At 72.8% G+C, this 21,500-nt stretch carries 18 protein-coding genes; 9 read left to right on the top strand and 9 right to left on the bottom strand.

Going from position 1 to position 21,500, the window contains the following annotated elements; translation table 11 throughout:
- Positions 1-2,906: BTAD domain-containing putative transcriptional regulator (locus AB0F15_RS17080; RefSeq protein ID WP_360270901.1), on the bottom strand; the 2,906-nt coding region annotated here is incomplete at its 3' end.
- A gap of 191 nt (positions 2,907-3,097) precedes the next feature.
- Here AB0F15_RS17080 and AB0F15_RS17075 point away from each other — a divergent pair.
- Positions 3,098-4,735, top strand: coding sequence for a vWA domain-containing protein (locus tag AB0F15_RS17075; protein WP_360270890.1), 1,638 nt, complete (start codon positions 3,098-3,100; stop codon positions 4,733-4,735).
- Between the two features lie 220 nt (positions 4,736-4,955).
- Here AB0F15_RS17075 and AB0F15_RS17070 read toward each other — a convergent pair whose 3' ends face one another.
- The 3 genes from AB0F15_RS17070 to AB0F15_RS17060 all read right to left on the bottom strand — a co-directional run bounded on the left by AB0F15_RS17070 (position 4,956) and on the right by AB0F15_RS17060 (position 6,866).
- Positions 4,956-5,345 carry a nuclear transport factor 2 family protein gene (locus AB0F15_RS17070; RefSeq protein ID WP_360270888.1) on the bottom strand — a complete coding sequence of 130 codons (390 nt, stop codon included), beginning with the start codon at positions 5,343-5,345 and terminating at the stop codon, positions 4,956-4,958.
- Positions 5,346-5,728: 383 nt separating this feature from the next.
- The gene (locus AB0F15_RS17065; RefSeq protein WP_360270887.1) at positions 5,729-5,956 is read right to left on the bottom strand and encodes a hypothetical protein; all 228 of its coding nucleotides are present in this window, start codon (positions 5,954-5,956) and stop codon (positions 5,729-5,731) included.
- A gap of 16 nt (positions 5,957-5,972) precedes the next feature.
- Positions 5,973-6,866, bottom strand: coding sequence for an alpha/beta hydrolase (locus AB0F15_RS17060; protein ID WP_360270885.1), 894 nt, complete (start codon positions 6,864-6,866; stop codon positions 5,973-5,975).
- Between the two features lie 118 nt (positions 6,867-6,984).
- Between AB0F15_RS17060 and AB0F15_RS17055 the strand changes: the two genes are divergently transcribed.
- From AB0F15_RS17055 to AB0F15_RS17045, 3 genes are all read left to right on the top strand, one after another.
- Positions 6,985-7,431, top strand: a complete 447-nt coding sequence (locus AB0F15_RS17055) for a MarR family winged helix-turn-helix transcriptional regulator (protein WP_360270900.1) — start codon at positions 6,985-6,987, stop codon at positions 7,429-7,431.
- A 138-nt stretch (positions 7,432-7,569) separates the two neighbouring features.
- Positions 7,570-8,451: an NAD(P)H-binding protein gene (locus AB0F15_RS17050; RefSeq protein ID WP_360270883.1), complete on the top strand. Its 882-nt coding sequence runs from the start codon at positions 7,570-7,572 to the stop codon at positions 8,449-8,451.
- A gap of 150 nt (positions 8,452-8,601) precedes the next feature.
- Entirely contained in the window at positions 8,602-11,397 is a 2,796-nt protein-coding gene (locus tag AB0F15_RS17045; protein WP_360270882.1) for a BTAD domain-containing putative transcriptional regulator, read from the top strand.
- Between the two features lie 35 nt (positions 11,398-11,432).
- On the opposite strand, the gene AB0F15_RS17040 is transcribed toward AB0F15_RS17045, so the two are convergent.
- From AB0F15_RS17040 to AB0F15_RS17030, 3 genes are all read right to left on the bottom strand, one after another.
- Positions 11,433-11,912: a hypothetical protein gene (locus tag AB0F15_RS17040; protein ID WP_360270880.1), complete on the bottom strand. Its 480-nt coding sequence runs from the start codon at positions 11,910-11,912 to the stop codon at positions 11,433-11,435.
- Between the two features lie 124 nt (positions 11,913-12,036).
- On the bottom strand, positions 12,037-12,693 hold the full coding sequence (locus tag AB0F15_RS17035) for a response regulator transcription factor (RefSeq protein WP_360270878.1): 657 nt from the start codon (positions 12,691-12,693) through the stop codon (positions 12,037-12,039).
- Complete coding sequence (locus AB0F15_RS17030) at positions 12,690-13,796, bottom strand: sensor histidine kinase (RefSeq protein ID WP_360270876.1); 1,107 nt, start codon at positions 13,794-13,796, stop codon at positions 12,690-12,692. The genes AB0F15_RS17035 and AB0F15_RS17030 overlap by 4 nt, the downstream gene beginning before the upstream one ends.
- Positions 13,797-13,983: 187 nt before the next feature.
- Between AB0F15_RS17030 and AB0F15_RS17025 the strand changes: the two genes are divergently transcribed.
- Positions 13,984-14,406, top strand: coding sequence for a hypothetical protein (locus AB0F15_RS17025; RefSeq protein WP_360270874.1), 423 nt, complete (start codon positions 13,984-13,986; stop codon positions 14,404-14,406).
- A gap of 11 nt (positions 14,407-14,417) precedes the next feature.
- Positions 14,418-14,831, top strand: coding sequence for a hypothetical protein (locus AB0F15_RS17020; protein ID WP_360270872.1), 414 nt, complete (start codon positions 14,418-14,420; stop codon positions 14,829-14,831).
- 16 nt (positions 14,832-14,847) lie between these two features.
- Here AB0F15_RS17020 and AB0F15_RS17015 read toward each other — a convergent pair whose 3' ends face one another.
- Positions 14,848-15,468, bottom strand: a complete 621-nt coding sequence (locus AB0F15_RS17015) for a DUF998 domain-containing protein (RefSeq protein WP_360270870.1) — start codon at positions 15,466-15,468, stop codon at positions 14,848-14,850.
- 139 nt (positions 15,469-15,607) lie between these two features.
- Here AB0F15_RS17015 and AB0F15_RS17010 point away from each other — a divergent pair, with 139 nt between their 5' ends.
- The 3 genes from AB0F15_RS17010 (at position 15,608) to AB0F15_RS17000 (ending at position 21,198) form a co-directional block, all read left to right on the top strand.
- Positions 15,608-15,931 (top strand): YciI family protein, encoded by a 324-nt coding sequence (locus AB0F15_RS17010; RefSeq protein ID WP_360270868.1) that lies wholly within the window; start codon positions 15,608-15,610, stop codon positions 15,929-15,931.
- A complete protein-coding gene (locus AB0F15_RS17005; RefSeq protein ID WP_360270866.1) occupies positions 15,928-17,871 on the top strand; it encodes a sigma-70 family RNA polymerase sigma factor in 1,944 nt (647 codons plus the stop codon). Before AB0F15_RS17010 ends, AB0F15_RS17005 begins: the two co-directional genes overlap by 4 nt.
- Before the next feature lie 288 nt (positions 17,872-18,159).
- Positions 18,160-21,198 carry a glycosyl hydrolase 115 family protein gene (locus AB0F15_RS17000; protein ID WP_360270864.1) on the top strand — a complete coding sequence of 1,013 codons (3,039 nt, stop codon included), beginning with the start codon at positions 18,160-18,162 and terminating at the stop codon, positions 21,196-21,198.
- On the opposite strand, the gene AB0F15_RS16995 is transcribed toward AB0F15_RS17000, so the two are convergent.
- Complete coding sequence (locus AB0F15_RS16995; protein ID WP_360270862.1) at positions 21,146-21,463, bottom strand: hypothetical protein; 318 nt, start codon at positions 21,461-21,463, stop codon at positions 21,146-21,148. The two genes, AB0F15_RS17000 and AB0F15_RS16995, sit on opposite strands and share 53 nt — an antisense overlap.
- Between the last annotated feature and the right edge of the window lie 37 nt (positions 21,464-21,500).

Below are 21,500 nucleotides of genomic sequence, written 5' to 3'. Positions count from 1 at the left end.
GCCCCGGGCCGGGCCGCGTCGGCGGGCCGGCCGAGCCGCGCCTCGAGGTCACCGAGGTCGCGGTGCAGGTGCGCCTGCTCGTAGCCGTCGGGCACGGTGGCCCGCACGGCCAACCCGCGTTCCAGGTGCTCGCGCGCGGCGGCCAGGTCGCCCGCCCCGAGCCGCGCCCGGCCGAGGTGCTCCAGCGCGGCCGCCTCGCCGTGCCGGTCGCCGACGTCGCGGCTGAGGTCGAGGGCCTGCCCGAAGTGGTCCGAAGCGGTGGCGAAGTCGCACCGGCCCAGGTGGACCCGGCCGGTGTCGAGCAGCGACTCCCACTCCAGCCAGCGGTCGCCGAGCACCCGGCTGACCGCGAGCGCCTCACCGAGGTGCGCCAGCGCCGCGCGGTGGTCCCCGCGCTCCAGGTGCGCCTCGCCGAGCGTGTCGAGCGTGGCGGCTTCCAGCCGTGCGTTGCCCAGGGCGCGGAACGTCGTCAGCGCCGCCGTCAGCGGTGCCAGGCTCTCCTGGGGCCGGCCCATCCGGACGTAGGTGTGGCCGAGGTTGCGCTGGGACAGCGCGTGCCCGAGGTCGTTGCCGGCCGCGGCGTTGCGGGCCACCGCCAGCCGGTGCGCGGCGATGGCTTCGTCGAAGCGGCGCAGCTCGGCGTAGGCATTGGCGGTGTTGTTGTGGATGTGCCCTTCGCCCTGGACGTCCCCGGCGGCCTGAGCCGTCTGCAACGCGGCCGCGTTGGTCTCCAGCGCTTCCGCCAGCCGTCGGGTCATGAAGTACGCGACGCCCAGCGCCCGCAGCATCTCCGCCTCGGCCAGCGGGTCGCCGAGCCCGGTCGCGGCGGCGGCGCCCTCGCGGCACAGCTCGACGCGGGTGTGCCAGTGCCCGGCCGTGTCGTAAAAGCTGGTCAGCAGGTACGTCAGCTGCCACGCGGCCTCGGCTCGGCCGTGCTCGCGGGCGAACCGCACGACGGGCAGCAGGTTGTCGCGCTCGGCGGTGAGGAAGGTCAGCGCGGCGTGCCGGTCGGCGCCGAGGAGCACCTCGGGCGAGGCGAACCGCGGTGACGGCGTGACGAGGTCGCGGTTCGGGTCGAGGGCCCGGTTCGCCGCCGCCGCGGCCACCAGGTACCAGTCGACGAGCCGGTCGGCGATCTCCGCGCGGGCGGCCGGAGGCTCGTCGGCCCGCGCGCACTGCCGGGCGAACTCGCGGATCAGGTCGTGGAACCTGAACCGGCCCTCGCCGGCGGCCGTGACGAGGTGCGCGGCGGCGAGCCCGGCCGCGGTGCGGTCGCCGTCGGCGCCCGGCACCTCGCAGAGCGCGGCACCGAGCGCGGCGCTGAACGTGGCCCCCGGGCCGAGGGCGACCCGGCGGAAGAACCGGGCCTGCGCGGCGGCCAGCGGGCGGTAGGCGGTGGCGAGCACCGCCCGGACCGTGCGGGAATCCCCTTCCACGGCCAGGGTGTCCAGCCGCCCGGCCCCGGCCAGCTCGGCCGCGAGCTCGGCGATCGACCGCTTCGGCGCGCCCAGCAGACGGGCGGCCGCGATGCGCAGCGCCAGCGGCATCCCGCCGCACAGCCGCGCCACCCGTGCGGCGGGGCCCCGCTCGCGCCGCACCCGCTCGGCGCCGAGCACCCGGTCCAGCAACGCGACGGAGTCGGCGTGCCCGAAGGCGTCCAGGGCGATCGGGCGCACGGCGTGGCGGGTGCCCAGCGCGGCGAGGTGCTGCCGGCTGGTGACGACCAGCAGGGCCGGGCCGGTGCCCGGGATCAGCGGCAGCACGTCCTCGAGACCGGCGACGTTGTCCACCACGACCAGGCACCGGCGCCCGTGCAGCAGCGACCGGTACAGCGCGGCGCGCCCGGCCTGGTCACCCGGGATGTTCTCGTCGGGCACGTCGAGACCGCGCAGCAGGTGCGTCAGCGCCCGGGCGCCCGGCAGCGGCTCGGCCGGGTCCTCGCCGCGCAGATCGAGGAACAGCCGTCCGTCGGGAAAGCGGGCGGCGACCCGGTGCGCCCAGTGCAGCGCCAGCGCGGTCTTGCCCATGCCCGCCGCGCCCGAGAGCACCACCACCGGCCGTTCGGGCTCGTCGAGCACGGCGTCGAGCGCCGCGAGCTCGGCTTCGCGTCCGGTGAAGTGCCCGACGCCCGCGGGCAGCTGCGAAGGCCCGGTCGCGGCCGGACGAAGATCCAGGGCGGGCTCCCGCCGCAGGATCGCCGTGTGCCGGGCCAGCAGCTCGGGGCCGGGGTCGACGCCGAGCTCCTCGGCGAGCCGCCGCCGCAGCCGCAGGAAGACATCGAGCGCTTCGGTGTGCCGCCCGCAGCGGTAAAGCGCGAGCATGTGCAGCCCGGTCAGCCGTTCCCGGGCCGGGGCGTCGGCGAGCAGCCGGGGCAGCTCGTGGACGGCCTGTTCGTGGTGGCCCAGCCGCAGTTCGGCGTCCCAGAGGTCTTCCATCGCGCCCAGCCGCAGTTCATGCAGCCGGTCGACCTCGCGCCGGCCCCAGCCTGCTGGTTCCGCGTCGGCGAAGGCATCCCCGCGCCAGAGCCTGACCGCTGCGCGCAGGGTGGTGGCCGCCCGCTCGACGGCGCCGCCCGCGAGGTCGGCCGCGCCCGCGCGGACCTGCTGCTCGAAGCGGTGCGCGTCGACCGCCACCGGCGGAACGGTCAGCAGGTAGCCCGGTTCGCGGGTGACCAGGACGCCCGAGAACCCGCAGCCCTCCAGCGCCTGGCGCAACCGCGCGACGTGGCTGTGCAGAGTCTTGACCGCGGTGCGTGGCGGGTCTTCGCCCCACAGGACGTCGACCAGCCGCGGTATCGGCAGCACAGTGCCCGCGTGCAGCGCCAGCACGCCGAGCACGACCCGCTGCCGCGTCCCGTGCAAGGTCGCGGGCCCGGCCGGGCCGACCGCTTCGACCGGCCCCAGCACACGCAGCTCCCCGGGTTGGGACACCCCCGCTCCTTCCCGCGCGGCACCACCGCTCAGCGAGCGTAACCAGCGCGAAGGAAGGCGAAAACAGCCAACCAGCCGATCCGCGGGGGCATCGACAACCGGTTCACAACCGTTCGCGGTGACGCTCGGTCGGAGTTCCTGTTCCGACTCGTGTGAGGGAAAACCGGATGAGCACCAGATCGCGGCCCCGGCGCCGCAGACCGTTCACCGCCGCGCTCGCGTTCGCCGCCGCGGCCGCGTTCCTGCCCGTGGTCCCCGCGGCGGCGGCCCCGGCCGCCGCGCCACCGCCCACGTCGCCGTGCGGGCCGCTCGACGTCGCGTTCGCCGTCGACGACACCGGCAGCATGGGCCCGGCGCTGACCAACATCAAGAACGAGCTGGGCAACATCGCCGCGGCCGTGCAGGCCAACTCCGGCAACGACTACCAGCTCGGCCTCGTCACGTTCAAGGACGACGTGACGGTCCGGACCGACCTCGCGCCGCTCAACCTGGCCACGGTCACCCCGCAGCTCAACGCGCTGACCGCGGCGGGCGGCGGCGGTGAGCCCGAAGCATCCGACGAGGCGGTCAACACCGTCGTCAACAACCTGCCCGCCACCGGGCGCCCGCAGACCGGCAACTTCTCCGGGACCTGGCGCACCAACGCCACGAAGATGGTCATCCTGGTGACCGACGCCCACCCGGGCGGCTTCGACGACACCTTCACCGCGGCCGATCAGGCCAACGCCCATCTGCGGGCGGTGCAGGCGGCTAACAAGGGCATCAAGGTCTCGGCGGTCTACGTCCAGACGAACACGCTGCCCGGCATCTCGGCGATCATGCAGGACTACGCCACCACCACCGGCGGCACGTACGCGGCGACGCCGGCCAACGGCACGGGTGCGGGCGCGGCGATCCTCGACGCGCTCAAGAACTGCCGCAAGACCGACGTCTTCATCAAGGACACGCCGGCCGACACCGGCGTCGCACCGCACGGCCTGAACCCCATCTGGGCGAGCCCGGACATCAAGGTGTGCGCGACGCTGCCACCGTGCACGGGGACCAACCCGGTCATCGGCGCGACGAACTACGTGGTCGTGACGCTGAACAATCCGGGCCCGGGCGGGTCCGGCGCGTCGACCGGCCACGTCGAGGTCTCCTACACGGCGCAGGGCGGGGCGGCGCTGTGGCCGACGGACTGGACCTCGATCGGCTCCTCGGCCACGGTGACCGTGCCGGCGGGCGCCACCCAGGTGGCGATCCCGTGGACCGCGGTGCCCGGACCGGGCCACTTCTGCCTGCTCGCGCGGTGGATCTCGGCGACCGACCCGATGACCTACCCCGAGCTGACCGGCTCGAACACGCTGGTCAACACGCGGAACAACAACAACATCGCGTGGCGCAACGTGGACACGGTCAAGCTGAAGCCCGGCACGCCGGTGACCCACCCGTTCACGCTCGGCAACCCGGCCGCCGACCGGGCCACCCCGACCGACCTGCTCTTCACCCAGCCCGGCAAGCCGTTCGCGGGCGGCCCCGGCAAGGTGGTCATCGACCTCGGCAAGGTGCTGGCCGAGCGTTGGCGCCAGAGCGGCCAGAAGGGCGTCGGCGTGCGTCAGGTGGGGGAGACGCAGGTCGAGATCACGGGCGGGCAGCAGGCGGCCTTGCAGGGCCTGTTGATCCAGCCGAAGGAGCGCTTGGAGACGGCGGTGACGTTCACGGCGACGGACGCGGCGGCGGGCGCCGACTTCGTCGTCCGCGTCTCGCAGTCCAGCGGTGACGAGGATCTCGGCGGCGTCGAGTTCCAGCTGTCGGCCGAGGGGTGACCCGCAGCTGGGCGGCCACCCTCGATCCTTCGAGGTGGCCGCCCAGCGTGCGTCAGCCCGGACACGGGCGCACTTGGCCTGTCGGCGCCGGCAGGAGGGGTGGCCGGGATCGCCGTTCGGCGGGTGCGATGACGATGAGTTCGCTCAGCGTCTCGGCCTCGCTCGACGGCAGACGATCAACCAAATCTGCCGCCGAAGGTGAGGTGGTCGCACCACACCGCTACCGGCCCGGGATCGGCTCGGCCAGTGAAGCTCGCGACGGTGACGCCGGGAACGGTTCGGCGAAATACTGCGTCTCGTGCCGCACGAATCCGTCGGCGAACTCCATGATGCTCACCGTGTTGGTGGGTGCGCCGTCGTAGGTGATCACACACTCGCTGATCCAGAAGTCGTTACTGCCCTGGATGCGGACGAGCGTGAAATGGCGCTCCGCCGGGTGACCCCCGCGTTGCTCCCGGATCGTCGAGCGGCCTCGGAAGCGCTCCCCGGACTGCGGGTAGTCCAAGATCGCGTCGGCCGTGTAGATCGCGTGCTCGGTGCCGGCGTCACCGAGTTCGGAGGCAGTCCAGTGTTCCTCGATCCGCGCCCGGGTCTGGGAGTCACGTGTCATGGTCGTCCCTTCCCTGGTCCACACCGGCGCCGGGCATGTTACTCACCCGGCGGCGCGCAGCCGGTCGTACGGATGAGCCGATTCCGGAGCAATTTCTGCCCGATACGGATTTGCGCCACGTTTTTCGATACGGCCGGCAGGCGCCGGTCGGCGCATCAGCCGCGACGAATGCGGGCAACGGTGGATCATCGGGGTCGGAATTCCGGACACGGAGAGACCGCAGGACTGCTGGGGCGGGCGGGGGCGGGAACTGCGCGGCCTGCCGGAACTGGAGATCGCCGGGCTGCCCGATGCGGAGGCGCACACGCTCCTGGAGAGCCAGTCGCGTTTGCGCAGCAGGCGAACCTGACGGGGTGGCTTGCCGTGCCGGAGGGCGTTCGACGTCAGCTCGTCGACCACCATGAGTGCGTCGATCTGCTGGTCTTCTGTAGGTCCTGCAGCAACCGGTCGGCCCAGGCTCGCACCCTCGCCAGCTCGGCGAGGTCGTCGGCGACCTCGAGCGCGATCACGCGCAACGAGTCGTCCAGCTCCGTCGTCTGCTGTTCGATCGGCAGCGGGGCAGGACCCCTTCCTGATCGGCCGTCGATGCGGAGGCCCCGGTCCGGCGACATTCGCTGGACGGCGGCGTCATGCGGCCACCTGTGCTCGCAGGAACTCCGCCGCACGGGTGAGCGCCGTGTCGCCTTCTTCGAGGAAGGCGGCGAAGGCCTGGAACACGTGCGGGACGCCAGGGGTGACGTCCAGGGTGACGGCGACGTCGTCGGAGGCGGCGCGTGCGGCCAGGCGGATGGCGTCGTCGAGGAGGACCTCGTGCGAGCCGACCTGGACGAGCAGCGGCGGCAGGCCGGTGAGGTCGGCGAAGATCGGGCTGATCAGCGGGTTCTTCGGGTCGGCACCGGCGGCGTATTCGAGGGCTCGGATACGCAGACCCGCAGCGGTGAGCTTCGGATCCGCGTCGGCCTTCGTCAGCAAGCTGTCACCGGTGACCGTCAGGTCGGACCAAGGGGACATCAGCAGGCCGGCCGCCGGCTGCGGCAGACCGGCGGCCCCGGCTGCGAGGAGGGTGGCGACGGCGAGGTTGGCTCCGGCGGATTCGCCGCCGATGACGATGCGCTCCGGGCCGCCCTCCTGGTCGACGAGGGCGCGGTAAATGGCGACGGCGTCCTCGATCGCCGCCGGGAACGGGTGTTCGGGGGCGAGGCGGTAGTCGGCGGTCACCGCGCGCATGCGGGTCCTGCGTGCGAGGTCGGCGACGAGGCCGACCGAGCCGTTCGCGGACCCGAGGGCGAAGACGCCGCCGTGGAAGAAGAGGAGGACGCCTTCGCTCTCGACGTCGGCGATGTCGATGGCGACAGCCGGGACGCCGCCGAGGGTGACTCGCTCGGTCAGCACGTCCGCGGGTGGCTGGTGGGCGGTGAGCAGCTGCTCCAGGAGTGGCCGCTGGACGTGGACGTCGCCGCCCAAGTCGAGCGGGGAGTCGCGGAGGAGCTGGTGGGCGAGGTCGCGCTGCTGCTGGGTCACGGTATTAGATTAGTACTAATCTAATTAGAGTCAAGCATCTTTCGGCTAACCTGGTTACTGCTAAGGTAGCCACGACCGGCCGTCCGGGAGGCGGCGGACGAGGAAAGTGGTGGCCGCGATGGACCTGCGCAAAGTGTTCGACGACCTGGTGCGCTTCGAGACCGTCCTGTGGAACACCGTGGACGCGCGCTTGCGCAAGGACTGTGGTGTCCCGCTCGGCAACTTGAACCTGATGCTGATCATCGCCGCGACGCCGGACTGCCGGGTCCAGGACATTGCCGCCGCCCTCGAGATCACCGTCGGCGGCACCAGTCAGGCCGTCGATCGCCTGGAGAAGCTGGGGCACTGCGTCCGCAAGCCGAACCCCGCCGACCGGCGCTCGTCGGTGGTCGGACTCACTCCGGACGGCGAGGCACTGATGAAGTCCGCGAGCCGGGTCTTCGACGGGGAACTCGAAGCGTTTTTCAAAGCCCCGCTGGGCGAGGACGGGCTCGGGAACCTCGCTTCGGCGCTCGCCGCAGCCCGCGTGGCGGCGTCCGTCCGCGGTGCAACGCCCTCAAGTTGATAACAACGATAACAGCTGACCGAAAGGCACCGCGGCTGCTCGCTCCGCATGTCGACCCCAGAGGTGCATCCACCGATACTTCCAGTGTTACGCTGAATATGTAATCATCGGAAACATCGTTGGAAGGTAGGAGCGCACATGCTGATCGTCACGGGGGCCACGGGGCGGCTCGGGTCGCTGGTCGTCGACCGCCTGCTGGAGCGGGTGCCGGCCGAGAAGGTCGGCGTCAGTGTGCGGGACCCGGGCAAGGCCTCCGCGCTGGCCGCGCGCGGGGTGCGGGTGCGGGCCGGCGACTTCACCGACCCGGCGAGTCTGCAGCACGCCTTCGAAGGGGCCGATCGCGTCCTGGTCGTCTCCGCGGCGATCCGGGGCGGCGGCGCCCTGGTCGCGAACTGCGCAGCGATAGACGCCGCCCAGCGGGCGGGCGCCCACCACATCGTCTACACCAGCCATCAGGCCGCCTCGCCCATCTCACTCTTCCCGCCCCAGACCGTCCACGCCGCCACCGAGGAGCACCTCAAGCAGACCGGCGTGCCCTTCACGGCCCTGCGCAACGGCTTCTACACCTCCACGCTGGCCCACCACATCGGCTCGGCCCTGACCACGGGCGATCTCGCCGTGCCGCAGGACGGACCGGTCTCCTGGACCGCGCACGAGGACCTCGCCGAGGCCGCCGCGATCGCGCTGGCCGACGGGACGCTGACGGGGATCACGCCGCCTCTGACCGCGCCCAGCGCCCTGGACTTCGCCGACGTTGCCGACATCCTCAGCAAGCTGACCGGCCGCACCATCACCCGCACCGTGGCCGACGACGAGGAATGGAAGGCAGGATTGATCGCCGGCGGGCTGCCGCCCCAGGCTGCGGAGTTCGCCTTCGGGATGTTCGCCGCGGCTCGTCAGGGCGAGTTCACCGTCACCGGCCCCACCCTGGAGACCGTCATCGACCACCCGGCCAGGACCGTCGAATCAGTCCTGCGGGCCCTGGTGGACCACCACGGATCTCGTGGGGAGCGGCCTTGAGCCGTCCTCGGCGTCAAGCGCCCGCTGTTTCCACGCCGCTCCGAAACACCGCCATGCGGTGATCGCCGTGCACGGGACGGGCGCACACGGCGTGCCACCGGCCGGTGACCGTATTCTGGACCTCGGTGCCGGTTCGGGGAGGGTGGCGCGGTGCTGCGGTTGCTGGGGGAGGTGGGCGCCTGCGTCGACGGCGCCCCGGTCGACTTGGGCCACCCCAAGCAGCTGTGCGTGCTCGCCGCACTGGGGGTGGAGCACGGCCGGGCGGTGCCGATCGAGCGGCTCGTCGAACGGGTGTGGGGCGGCGCCGCGCCGAGACGCGGGCACGAGACGGTGCACAGCTACGTGTCGCGGCTGCGGCGGGCGCTCGGTCCCCTCGACGGCGTCGCCATCGTCCGGCGCCCGGGCGGGTACGCGCTGACGGCGGACACCACGCCGGCCGCCGTCGACCTGTACCGCTTCGAGGACTTGCGTGCGCAGGCCGAGGCCGACACCGACGACGAGCGGGTCGCCGCCCGGTTGGGCGAAGCACTGGCGTTGTGGCGGGGCCGGGCGCTGACCGGCCCGACCGGGGACTGGGTCGAGGCGGAACGCGAGCGGCTGGAACGGGAACGCCTCGCCACCCAGCTGGAGCTGGTGGAGACCCGGCTCCGGCTCGGCCAGGGCACGCGGCTGGTGGCCGAGCTCGCCGTCCTGGCCGCCGCGCACCCCTACGACGAGCGGATCGCCCGCCAGTACATGGCGGCCCTGCACCAGTCCGGGCGGACGGCGGACGCCCTCGACCACTACCAGGCGGTGCGCGTCCGGCTGGCCGGCGAACTGGGCATCGACCCGGCCGCCCCGCTGACGGACCTGCACCGGCGGATCCTGGCCGCCGTCCCGCCCGAGCCCGAGCCCGAGCCGGTTCCGGCCGCGCCGGTGCCGCGGCAGCTGCCGCCGTCGATCCGGGACTTCACCGGCCGGGCGGACCACCTGGCCACCCTGGATGCCCTGCTCCCGCCCGCCGACGGCGGCGACGGCGGGCGCGCCGTCGTGATTTCCGCGCTGGACGGCTCCGGCGGCATCGGCAAGACCACCCTCGCTGTGCACTGGGCCCACCGCGTCCAGCACCGGTTCCCCGACGGCACGCTCTACACGAACCTGCGCGGCTACGGCCCGGGCCGCCCGGCGAGCGCCGAGGAGGTCCTCGACGACTTCCTGGTCGCCCTCGGCGTGCCGGCCGCGGCCCTGCCGGCCGGGCCCGGTGCCCGGGAGGGGCTGTTCCGCAGCCTGCTGGCCGGACGCCGGGTGCTCCTCGTGCTGGACAACGCGAACAGCGACGACCAGGTGCGGCCGCTCCTGCCCGGGACGCCGGGCTCCATGGTGCTGACCACCAGCCGGGACAGCCTCACCGGGCTCGTGGTCACCGAGGCCGCGCACCGGCTGACCGTCGACCTGCTCACCGAGCCGGAGGCGCTGCGGCTGGTCACCGGCATCATCGGCTCCGTGCGGGCCGCCGCCGAGCCGGAAGCCGTGGCCGAGCTGATCGCGCTGTGCGCGCGGCTGCCGCTGGCCCTGCGGATCGCCGCCGGGCGGGCGGCGGCCCACCAGCACGTCTCCGTCGCCGGCATCGTCGCCGAACTCGCCGACGACCACTCCCGGCTCGACGCCCTGAGCTGGGGACGCGACCCCCGAGCGGCGGTCCGCACGGTGCTGAGCTGGTCCTACGACCGCCTGCCACCGCCGCAGCAGCTGCTGTTCCGCCGCCTCGGCCTGCACCCCGGCCCGGACGTCTCCCCGCCTGCCGCCGCGGCGCTCGGGGGATGTTCGCCGCGCGAGGCGCAGGTGCTGCTCAGGGCCCTGGCCGAGGCGCACCTCATCGAGCCCGTCGCCGGCGGCCGCTACCGGTTCCACGACCTCCTGCGGGCCTACGCGGCCGAGCGGGCGGGCGAGCAAGACAGCCCCGCCGACCGGCGCTCGGCCCTCGACGGCCTGCTCACCTGGTACAGCCACACCGCGCACATCGCCGACCGGCGGCTCTACCCGGCCAGCACCCGGCTGGTGGCCGGGCTCGCCGCACCCGCGCACCCGCACGCCCTGGCCGACCGCGACCAGGCCTGGGCCTGGTTCACCGCCGAGCGGGCCAACCTGGTGGCGGCCCTGCACCAGGCCGTCGCCGACGGGATGGACGCGCACGCGGTGCACCTGGTGGACGCCTTCGGCTTCCTCATCCTGCTGGGCGCGTGGGAGGAACGGATCGAGACGGCGGGCGCCGGGCTGGTCGCGGCCCGCCGGTCCGGTGACCGCGCGCACGAGGCGAACGTCCTGCTGGCCCGCGGCGAGGCCTTGAACCTGCTCAAGCGACCCGAGGCGGAAGCCGACCTGGTGCGCGCCGTGGAACTGGCCGGGAAGGCCGGTATCCCGCACATCCGGATTTCCGGCCTCAACGACCTGGGCCAGCTGATGGGCAGCCAAGGACGGCACACCGAGGCGCTGCGGCACCTCGAGGAAGCCCTGGTGCTCAGCCGCGGCGTCGACACGGGCCGGTGGGAAGCCATTCTGGAGGGGATCATCGGGGCCGTCCACGCCGATCTCGGGAACCACCGGCAGGTGATCGAGCACGGCGAGCGCAGCGCGCGGCTGCGCCGCCGGATCGGCGACGTCGAGGGCGAGGCGTGCGCGCTGGCCGTGCTGGCCAGGGGCTGGCAGGGGATCGGCGAGCACGACCGGGCCATCGTGCACTGCCGGCGGGCGATCGCCCTCGGCCGCCGGTCACTCGGCAGCCAGGACCAGACGCTCGCCGTGCCGCTGGCGGTCCTGGCCACCTCGCTGCACCGGCTGGGGCAGGTGGCCGAAGCCGTCGCCTGCTGGCGGGAAGCCGCCGCGATCTACGCGGACCGGGGCCTGAACGCCGACGCCGCGGTGATCCATGGCCGGATCCGGGCGGCGCGCTCCGCGGTGGCCGGCTGAGCCGCCCGGCCCGGGGAACGGGCCGGGCGGTCCGGTCAGCGGATGATGCCGGTGTGGCCGGTGGCGAGCAGCGCGCCGGTGTGGCTGCTGTACGCCTCCGAGTACGCCTGGAACGTCCAGCGTCCGCTCAGGCCGGTCAGCTTCGGCGTCCAGCACCGCGTCTGCCCCGGAGCGATGCGCTTGTTGCCGCCCGGGTCGTCACAGGTGATGGTTTCGGTCAGCGCTCCGTCACGGAAGCGGTTGAGGTAGACCTGCCCGTACTCACTGGCCGACATCGGGCTGTCGTAGATCGCGAACCCCCAGTAGTTGTAGCTGCTGTCCCGGCAGACCTCGACGGTGCCGACCCGGCCGCCGCCGACCACGGCGGTGATCGCGGCCGTCGGTTGCACGACGACTCCGTAGCTGCTGCCGTACTGGCAGTCCGGTGCCGCCTGGGTCTGTGCCGAGGCCGCCGGGGTCAGGCACCCCAGGGCCGCCGTCGCCACGCCGAGCGCCGTGATGACCTTCTTGACCATGTGTTCCTCCGCATCCATCGAGCGGCGGTTGCCGCGGTCACCAGGATGCGGAGGCGGTCGTGTGGCACCCTTGCGGAATTCCTGGAACACCCTGGTCAGCGGTCCCCGGCCCGGCTGCGGGCCGTCACGACCGCACGGCGAGCCCGGCCCGGACGGCGAGGACGACGAGCTGGGCACGGGTGCGGGCGTTGAGCTTGGTCATCGCCCGGGCCACGTGGGTGCGAACCGTTGCGGGGGAAAGGAAGAGCGCGTCCGCGATCTCGTCGTTGGACCGGCCGGTGGCGACCCAGGCGGCGATCTCGCGTTCCCGGCCGGTGAGGGTGTCGAGGCCGTCGACGGTGGTCGGCGCGGACCACCGCTCGGCGAAGGTGGTCACCAGCAGCCTGGTCACCGACGGCGAAAGCAGCGCGTTGCCGACGGCGGCGGCGCGGACGGCGCGGGCCAGCTCGGCGGGCGCGGTGTCCTTGAGGATGAACCCGGCGGCGCCGGCGCCGAGCGCTTCGAAGACGTAGCGGTCGATTTCGAAAGTGGTGACGACGACGATCCGCACCGCGTGCAGCGCCGGGTCGGCCGCGACGTGGCGCAGCAGTTCGAGGCCGTCCATGCCGGGCATCCGGATGTCGAGCAGCAGGACGTCCGGCCGGTCGCGCCGTAGCCGGGTCAAGGCTTGCGTGCCGTTGTCCGCCTCACCGACGACCCGCATGTCGTCTTCCCGGTCGATCAGGGCTCGCAGGCCCATCCGGACCAGCTGGTGGTCGTCGGCGAGCAGCACCCGGATCACGAGTCCGCCTCCGGCAGGGGAATCCGGGCCGCGACCCGGAACCCGCCGCCGTCGCGGGGACCGGTCTCCAGGTGGCCGCGCAGTTCTTCGATCCGGCGGCGCATGCCGGTCAGGCCCCGCCCGGCCGGCGCCACCGTCGACGGCGTCCCCCGGCCCCGGTCGGTCACTTCGACGAGCAGTTCGCCGCCGCGCCGGCCGACGGTCACGCGGGCGGTCGTGGGCCCGGCGTGGACCAGCACGTTGGTCAGGCTTTCCTGCACCACGCGGTAGACGGTGGCGGCCAGCGGCCCGGGAACGGGCCCCTCGACGGCGACGTCCACCGGGAGACCGCCGGTCCGGACCCGGTCGACCAGCGCGGCGAGCCCGCTCAGGCCGCATTCGTGCGGGTGGAACGCCGCCAGCATCCCGCGCAGGTCGGCCAACGCGCCCGCGCTGGTGTCGCGGACGGCTTCCAGCGAGCGGCGGGCCTGGTCCGGTTGCTCGTCGAAGGCGAGCAACGCCAGCCCGGCCTGCATGGTGATCAAGGCGAACCCGTGCCCGGCGATGTCGTGCAGCTCCCCGGCCAGCCGGATCCGTTCCTCGAGTGCCGTGCGCGCGATGAGGTCGTGGCGGGCCCGCCGCCGGGCCGCGTCCCGCACGTGGACCAGCGCGCCCAGCGACCACGGCAGCACGATCCAGCTGGACCAGGCCAGCGCCAGCAGGCCGGGATCGTGCCGGTCGCTGAGCACCCGGACGAGGATGGTCGCCGACGACAGCACGGCGGCCGGCGCGCACACCGCCGCCGAGCGCAGCGGCGTCCGCTGCCGCGCGGTTTCGAACACCGCGAGCACCAGGCACAGCAGCACCGGCCCGTACGGATAGCCGGCCAGCAGATAGCCGTTGACCAGTACCACGGCACCGGCCAACGCCACCGGCGGCAGGCAGCGGCGCAAGCCCATCGTCACCACCGCGGCCGCGACCAGGAGCGTCACGCCGAGCGCGTCCAGCGGGCTGGACGGGGCGGTCGCCGACGATGGGACGGCCACCGTGCCGGCGACCACGGCGGCCGCGAACAGCCCGGCGGACACGACGTCCGGCCGGGGGATCCGCACGCCGAAAGCCATGCCCGCCAGCATGGCGACCGGCCGGCCGCCTGTCGTCGGCTTCGAAGCGACACCCGGCTACGTCAGCTGACGTAGCCCGTCCGGCGGCAACGCCGCTTTCCGTCCGATGTGGTCACCGGGTCCGGGCCCCCACGCTGGAGACACCGAGGCGACGCCCGCTTCGGCCATCCCCGGAGGAGGACATCCCGTGACAACGCGCGCAAACCCGCTGCCGGCCCCGCGACGGGGGCGCCCGGCCCGGACCGCGATCGTGCGGGCCACCGGCCGGCACCGGACGTTCCTGATCGCCACCTGCGTGGCACTGGTCCTGGCCGCGATCGCCGACGAAGCCACCGGCTACGACGGCCCCGGACCGTTCGTCTACCCCGCGTTCGCGGTGCTGGTCGCCCTGGTGCCGTGGCGGTTCACCCCGCTGCTCGTGGTCCTCATGAGCGCGTTGTTCGTCTTCGGCGGACTCGCGTCGCCGGAGTTCGTGCGCCGGCTGACCACGCCGGGCCGGGCGCTGGACTTCGCCTCCGCGTGGCTGCAGCTGCTCGGTTTCGCCGCGGCCGCGGGCTTCGCGGTGGCCGCGGTCGTCGTTTCCCGCCGGACCCCCGGATCCCGTTCGTGAAGGAGCACACCATGTCCCGTTTTCGCCGGTTCAGCCGCAGCACCCTCGTTTCGTTCGCCGGGCTGCTCGGCGGCATCGCCGGACTGCTCGTCCAGTGGGCCGCCGATCCGGCCAGGTTCTCGGCGGCCCAGCAGTCGTTCGGGATCCCGTTCCCGCCCGGCATCCTGTTCATCGCCGGGGCCGGGTTGCTGATGCTGGCCACGTCCCGCTGGTGGTGGCACCCGATCTTCGCCGTGCTCATCGCCTTCTGGATCGCCGGCGTCGGAACCCTGGCCGGCCAGCTGACACCCAACCTGGTCTCACCCCACGTCGGCACCGTGGCCGGTACCGTCGTCATGGCCGCCGCGCTGCTCCTCGCCGCTGTCGCCGGTGTCGTCAGCATGGTTTCGGGACGGCGGAGGTCCGCCGTCCCGGCACCTCGGTGAGCCGTGTTGGCGCGGTTCAGCGGAGGCGGGCGGCGACGACGGCGACCCAGAGCATCGCGGTGATGGCACCGACGGCGAGGGTCAGCGAACCGGCCGCGCCACCGGTCATCGCCCAGACGTCGCCGACGAGCAACGCGCTTCCGGCGACGTGGGAAACCACGGCGTCACGGTGGTTGCCGCTGCGGGCGAAGTGGCGGCCGAGGACGTAGCAGGCGGCGATGAGCGAGATGAAGGCGATGCTGCCGGCGGCCATGTGCCCGTAGGAGTGCCACGACATCGTCTGCGGTATCCCGGCCGGTGTCCCGGTGGGGAAGCCGTCGGCCGGGTCCATCGGGAGGAGGCCGGCCGCGAGCATCCCGACCCCGTTGACCAGCACGAGCCGCGGCGCCCAAGTGCTGGTCAGGGCCGGGCGCAGGCCGGTCGAGCCGATGATGGTCAGCACGCCGGCGACGACGAAGTTGGCGATCTGCAGCCAGCCGAGCGAGCCGGTGCTGAGCATGCTGAGCGGGTGGCGGGTCAGGTCGAAGCCGTCGCGGAGGGCGGCCTGCGCCAGGGAGACGGTGGCCCACAGTGGTGCCGCGACGGCCAGGCAGGTCAGCCGGGCGGTGGTGGTGGGGCGCTGGGTCGTGGTGGTCATGTCGGTCCTTTCCCGAAATCCGGTCTTGTCCCGACGTCGCCCGGCCGATGTGACAGGGAATCAGGGCGTTCCCTGTCGCTTAAGGTGTTCGACGTCGGGGTGACAGGCGAACGCCACGGAAGAGACGAGAGGCAAGCCGATGCGCTACCTGATGACGACCAAGGCCACCGACCAGACCCCCGACGAGAAGCTCTACGCCGAAATGGGCAAGTTCATCGAGGAGATGACCGCGGCCGGGGTGCTGCTGGCCACCGGCGGGCTGGACCCCAAGGGCATCCGGATCGCCTCCGCCGGTGACGAGATCACGGTGACCGACGGACCGTTCACCGAGGCCAAGGAGGCGGTGGCCGGCTTCGCGCTGGTCGAGGTGCGCTCCGAGGAAGAGGCGATCGAGCTGGCCCGCCGCTTCCGCAAGGTGGTGGGGGACGGCGAGAGCACCATCCAGCAGGTCTTCGGGCCGTGATCGACGTCCGCCGCACGGTCGACGCGGTCTGGAAGCTCGAATCGGCGGCCATCATCGGCGGTCTCACGCGGATCGTGCGCGACGTCGGGCTGGCCGAGGAGCTGGCCCAGGACGCCCTCGTCGCCGCGCTGGAGCAGTGGCCGGAGTCCGGGCTGCCGGACAACCCGGGTGCCTGGCTGACGACCACGGCCAAGCGACGCGCGATCGACCACCTGCGGCGGGCGGCGCGGCTCGAGCGCCGGCACGAGGACCTGGCCCGCGAGCTCGACCAGCCTCAGGACGTCGAGCACGAAGACGTCCTGAGGCTGATGTTCCTGTCCTGCCACCCGGTGTTGCCGACGCCGCAGCGGGTCTCGCTCACGCTGCGGCTCGTCGGCGGGCTCACCGCCGCCGAGATCGCGCGGGCGTTCCTCACCTCCGAACCGGTGATCACCCAGCGCGTCGCCGCGGCCAAGGAGGCGCTGGCGCGGGAAGGAGTCCCGTTCGAGCTGCCGGTCGGCGAGTCCCTGGCCGGGCGGCTGTCGTCGGTGCTCGAGGTCGTGTACCTGATCTTCAACGAGGGCTACGCGGCGACCTCCGGGGACGATCTGATGCGGCCGGGTCTGTGCCAGGAGGCGTTGCGGCTCGGCCGGCTGCTGGCCGAGCTGGCGCCGGACGAAGCCGAGGTGCACGGGCTGGTCGCGCTGATGGAGATCCAGGCGGCACGGTCGGCCGCGCGGACCGGACCCTCGGGGGAGCCGGTCCGGTTGCACGAGCAGAACCGGGGGCGCTGGGACCCGCTGCTGATCCGCCGCGGGTTCACGGCCATGCTGCGGGCGCGGGACATCGGCGGGCCACCCGGCCCGTATGTGCTGCAGGCCGCGATCGCGGTGTGCCACACCCAGGCCCGCACGGCGGAGGACACCGACTGGGCCCAGATCGCGACGCTGTACGACGCGCTGGTCCGGCTGCTGCCCACGCCGATCGTCCGGCTCAACCGGGCCGTCGCGGTCGGCGAGGCGCACGGACCGGAAGCCGGGCTCGCGCTGGTCGACGAGCTGACGACCGACCGCACGCTGCGGGACTACCACCTGCTGCCCAGCGTGCGGGGCGACCTGCTCGCCCGGCTGGGACGCCAAGCCGAGGCGCGCGTCGAGTTCGGCCGGGCGGCGGCGATGACGAAGAACGCGGCCGAACGCGCCTTTCTCCTCCGCCGGGCCGGCGAACTGGAGACGGACACCTCCGTCGTGACCCTCGCGCAGGCCGCCACGGACTTTCTGGCGCGAGGAGACCTCGACACCGCGACCCTGCGCTCCTACGGACAGACACTGCGGCGCCTGCGCCTGTCCTTGGGCGACCGACGGCCGCTGGAGTCGTTGACGGCCCAGGACGTCACGCGCGTGTTCGAGCTGTCGTGGAGCGACGCCGCGGCGAAAACCTGGAACCGGCACCGATCGGCGATCCGGACGTTCACCGCCTGGGGGTCGCTGGCGGATCTGGCGGCCGGGCTGCCGCGGCGGGCCGAGACACGCCAACGGATTCCGGCCATCGGCACCGAGCACCTCGAACGCCTGTGGAACCTCGGCGCACCGGTGCGCGAACAGACCCTGTGGCGCCTGCTCCACGAGTCGGCGGCCCAGGTGCGCGTCGTGCTGTCGCTCGATGTCGAGGACCTCGACCTGGAAGACCGTCGCGCCCGGGCAAGCGGCACCTGGGTGAGCTGGCGTTCCGCCACGGCCCGGCTGCTGCCCGAACTGCTGGCGGGACGCACCCGCGGCCCCCTGTTCCTGGCCGACCGCCGGCCCGGGCCGGCCCGGATGCCCGCGACCGAGGATCTGTGCCCGGACACGGGCCGGAGCCGGTTGTCCTACGAACGGGCCGAGTACCTGTTCAAACAGGCGACGAGGGCACTGGACCCCGCGGGCCGCGGCTATACCCTTCGCCAGCTCCGCCCCTCATGACCCGACGGCGTGCTGTCTGGTCCGGATTCTGGCTCTTCTTTGTTGCTTGTTGTGGACAGCATTGATGGCGGTGTTTGCGGTGTTGTTGTTTTTACGCCGGGGTCGGCTCTCAGCTCGACCCGGAGAGCGCTTTCAGGATGGCCGGCCGACACCGTTTCGACTAATTCGAAGCCGACGCTGTGAACGTTCACAGAAACCGGGCGCGAAGGTCTTGCGACGTTCCCCGTTGTGCGGTTCCATTCCAGGAGCCGTGCGCCGCCGAGCCACCTCGTGGAAGGGGACAGTCCCGTGATCGCCAAGCCGCCGGGGCATCCGGATGACGACGCGTTCGTGCCATCCCGCCGGTCGTTCCTGCGGGGGCTGGCCGCCGTGGGGGCGCTGCCGCTGACCCCGGCCGCCGCCGTGCTCGCCGCCGAGCCGGCCGCCGCTGCGAGCGACGGCTTTCCCCTGGTTGCCGGGGGTGTCGCCGCCGACGTGTTCGTGGACGCGGGTGACGACGTGGCCGTCCGCCGCGTGGCCGGTGACCTGCAGGCGGACATCCAGCGGGTCAGCGGGGTGCTGCCCGTCCTGACGAACCGCCCCACCGGGCTGTCCCGCACGGCGGTGCTGATCGGCACGATCGGCCACAGCCCGGTCATCGACAAGCTCGTCGCGTCGGGCCGACTCGACGTGTCCGAGGTCGCCGGGCGCTGGGAGGCCTCGGTGACCCAGGTCGTCGACGGGCCGATCGCCGGGGTCGACCGCGCGCTGGTGATCGCCGGCAGCGACCGGCGCGGCACCGTCTACGGCGTCTACGACCTGTCCGAGCGCATCGGCGTTTCCCCGTGGTTCTGGTGGGCCGACGTGCCGGTGCCGCACCGGGACACGGTGACCCTGCCGCCGGCCACGGAGAAGCGGCGCGAGCCGGCGATCCGGTACCGCGGGATCTTCCTCAACGACGAGGACAACCTGTCGCAGTGGGCGTACCGGACGGCGGAGTCCGGCAAGCACATCGGGCCGGTCACGTACACCCGGGTCTTCGAGCTGATGCTGCGGCTCAAGGCGAACTACCTGTGGCCGGCCATGCACCCCGAGTCGGACCACTTCAACAAGTACCCCGAGAACGCCCGCCTGGCCCAGGAGTACGGCGTCGTCGTCGGGTCCAGCCACCCGGAGGCGTTGCTGCGCAACAACGTGCACGAGTGGCAGCCGTGGGCGGAGGCGCACCGCAACCCGGACGGCAGCCTCCCGGAGTACGACTACACGGTCAACCCGCAGACCATCCTCGACTACTGGCGGGCCCGGGCGAAAGCCAACGCCCGGTACGAAAGCGTCTGGACCGTCGGCATGCGCGGCATCCACGATTCCGGCCTGGTCACCAAGAACGCCAAGACCACGGCCGAGCGGGTCGCGGTGATGAACGACATCATCACCCAGCAGCGCCGGATCCTGGCGGAAGAGGTCGGCCCGGCAGCCGGCGCCGTGCCGCAGATCTTCATCCCGTACAAGGAGGTGCTCGACCTCTACAACGCCGGGGTGCGGGTGCCCGAAGACGTGACGCTGATCTGGCCGGACGACAACCACGGGAACATGCGGCAGCTGCCGACGGCGGCCGAGCGGCAGCGCTCCGGCGGCAACGGCCTGTACTACCACCTCTCCTACTGGGGAGCGCCGAAGAGCTACCTGTGGCTGGACACCACGGCGCCCGCCAAGATCTGGCAGGAGCTGCGCCGGGCGTACGACAACGGGGTCCGCCACACCTGGATCGTCAACGTGGGCGACCTGAAGTCGCAGGAGACCGGGCTGTCGTTCGCGATGGCGCTCGCCTGGGACATCGACCGGTGGCGCGCGGAGGACGTGCAGCCCCGGCTGGCCGACTGGGCCGGTCGCCAGTTCGGCGCGGCGTACGCCCGGGAGATCGCGGAGATCCGGCAGGGCTACTACGAGCTGGCCGCGGCGCTGCGCCCCGAGTTCATCCAGAGCGGGGTCTTCTCCCTCGTCCACCACGGCGACGAGGCGGATCGGCGGATGACGGCGTACCGGAGCCTGATCGACCGCGCCGAGGCGGTGGGCCGGCAGCTGCCGTCGTCCTATCAGGACGCTTTCTTCGAGCTGCTGCTGTACCCGCTGACCGGTGCGTACCTGATGAACCTGAAGTTCGTGTGCGCCGACCGCAACGCGCTCGCCGTCAAGCAGGGCCGCGGCGCCGGGGTGAACGTCTTCGCCGACCTCGCCGAACGGGCCCAGGCCGACGAGGAGGCGCTGACCCGCCGCTACAACACCGCGATCGCCGGCGGCAAGTGGAAGGAGATCATCAACCCCTACCCGGCCAACGTCCCCAAGGCGCCGCGAGTGCCCGCCGTGACGAGGCGGACGCCGACGAGTGCCGTGGGGCTCGGCGTGGCCGCCGAGGGCAACGAAACCGGCGTCGCCCGGCCCTTGACGTTCTCTTCGTACCCCCGGAACCGGCGGTTCATCGACGTCTTCAACACCGGGTTCGCCTCGTTGACCTGGCAGGCGACCCCCAGCCACCCCTGGGTGCAGGTCAGCACCAGGAGCGGGACCACCCCAGACCAGGCGCGGATCTGGGTCAGCGTCGACTGGGCCGCGGCCCCGCTCGGCACCAGCGGCCCCCAGGTGCGCGTCACCGGCGCGGGTACGACGGTGACCGTGCCGCTGCAGGTCGTCAACGACGGGGAGCGGGGACGGGCCACGGCGACCGGTTTCGTCGAGGCCAACGGCTACGTGTCGATCGAAGCCGAGCACTACGACCGGCTGGTGCCGCGGTCCGGGGCGACCTGGCAGACCGTTCCCGGCCTCGGCCGGTCCGGCGCCGCCGTCATCGGTGCGCCGTTCACCGCGGCGCGCCTCGACGGCGACAGCCGCACCGTGGCGCCCGAGCTCCAGTACAACGTCCGCTTCGCCACGGCCGGCACCTTCCCGGTCACGGTCTTCCGGCTGCCCTCGCTGGACGAACGCGGCAGCCGCCGGCTCGCCATCGGCCTCGATTCCGGCACCCCGATCCTGCTCAAGGGCACCGGGGTCACGTCCGCCACCGCCGCGTGGTCGCGCAACGTGGTCGAGGGCATCGAGAAGCTGACCACGACCATCACCGTGGACCGGCCGGGCGAGCACGTCCTCAAGCTGTGGGTGGTCGACCCGGCGAACGCCGTCGACCAGATCGTCATCGACACCGGCGGGCCGCCGGCCACGTACCTCGCCCCGCCGGAAAGCTTCCACCCCGCCTTCAACCCGAACCCCGGCCGACCGCACCCTGATCCGGCCGGACCACCCCTCACCGGGCCCAGGGCATCGGCCGGACCGGCGCGAACGTGGTCCCGGGCTTGACGACGGCGCCGTCGCACGCCGCGGCGGTGGCGAGGGTCAGCTCCAGGACGTGCAGGGCTTGGTCGACGGGCAGGTGGCCGGCGGCCGGGTCCTCCGCGTGCCGGGCGAGATCCGCGACGCCTCGGGCGAAGTCCATTTTGCTGTACTTGCCGTTGTAGGGGTGGTCGGCCGGTTTGATCAACGGGTATGGCTCGGGCACCTCGCTGCGTCCTCGGGCGAGGGTGATCGCCGAGCCGAAGTCCCACACGTCCGCCACGGTCAGCACGCCCCGCCGGCGAAGCGCAGGCAGGCGACGGAGAAAT

Origin of the sequence: Amycolatopsis sp. NPDC026612, assembly GCF_040638285.1 — a bacterium.
Lineage (GTDB): Bacteria > Actinomycetota > Actinomycetes > Mycobacteriales > Pseudonocardiaceae > Amycolatopsis.
This window is presented reverse-complemented; position numbering and strand designations above follow the sequence as displayed.

Bases quoted from the DNA above. Each gene is read 5' to 3' on its own strand.
- AB0F15_RS17075 (WP_360270890.1), top strand. From the start codon at position 3,098: ATGAGCACCAGATCGCGGCCCCGGCGCCGCAGACCGTTCACCGCCGCG.
- AB0F15_RS17070 (WP_360270888.1), bottom strand. From the start codon at position 5,345: ATGACACGTGACTCCCAGACCCGGGCGCGGATCGAGGAACACTGGACT.
- AB0F15_RS17065 (WP_360270887.1), bottom strand. From the start codon at position 5,956: ATGTCGCCGGACCGGGGCCTCCGCATCGACGGCCGATCAGGAAGGGGT.
- AB0F15_RS17055 (WP_360270900.1), top strand. From the start codon at position 6,985: ATGGACCTGCGCAAAGTGTTCGACGACCTGGTGCGCTTCGAGACCGTC.
- AB0F15_RS17050 (WP_360270883.1), top strand. From the start codon at position 7,570: ATGCTGATCGTCACGGGGGCCACGGGGCGGCTCGGGTCGCTGGTCGTC.
- AB0F15_RS17040 (WP_360270880.1), bottom strand. From the start codon at position 11,912: ATGGTCAAGAAGGTCATCACGGCGCTCGGCGTGGCGACGGCGGCCCTG.
- AB0F15_RS17030 (WP_360270876.1), bottom strand. From the start codon at position 13,796: ATGGCTTTCGGCGTGCGGATCCCCCGGCCGGACGTCGTGTCCGCCGGG.
- AB0F15_RS17020 (WP_360270872.1), top strand. From the start codon at position 14,418: ATGTCCCGTTTTCGCCGGTTCAGCCGCAGCACCCTCGTTTCGTTCGCC.
- AB0F15_RS17015 (WP_360270870.1), bottom strand. From the start codon at position 15,468: ATGACCACCACGACCCAGCGCCCCACCACCACCGCCCGGCTGACCTGC.
- AB0F15_RS17010 (WP_360270868.1), top strand. From the start codon at position 15,608: ATGCGCTACCTGATGACGACCAAGGCCACCGACCAGACCCCCGACGAG.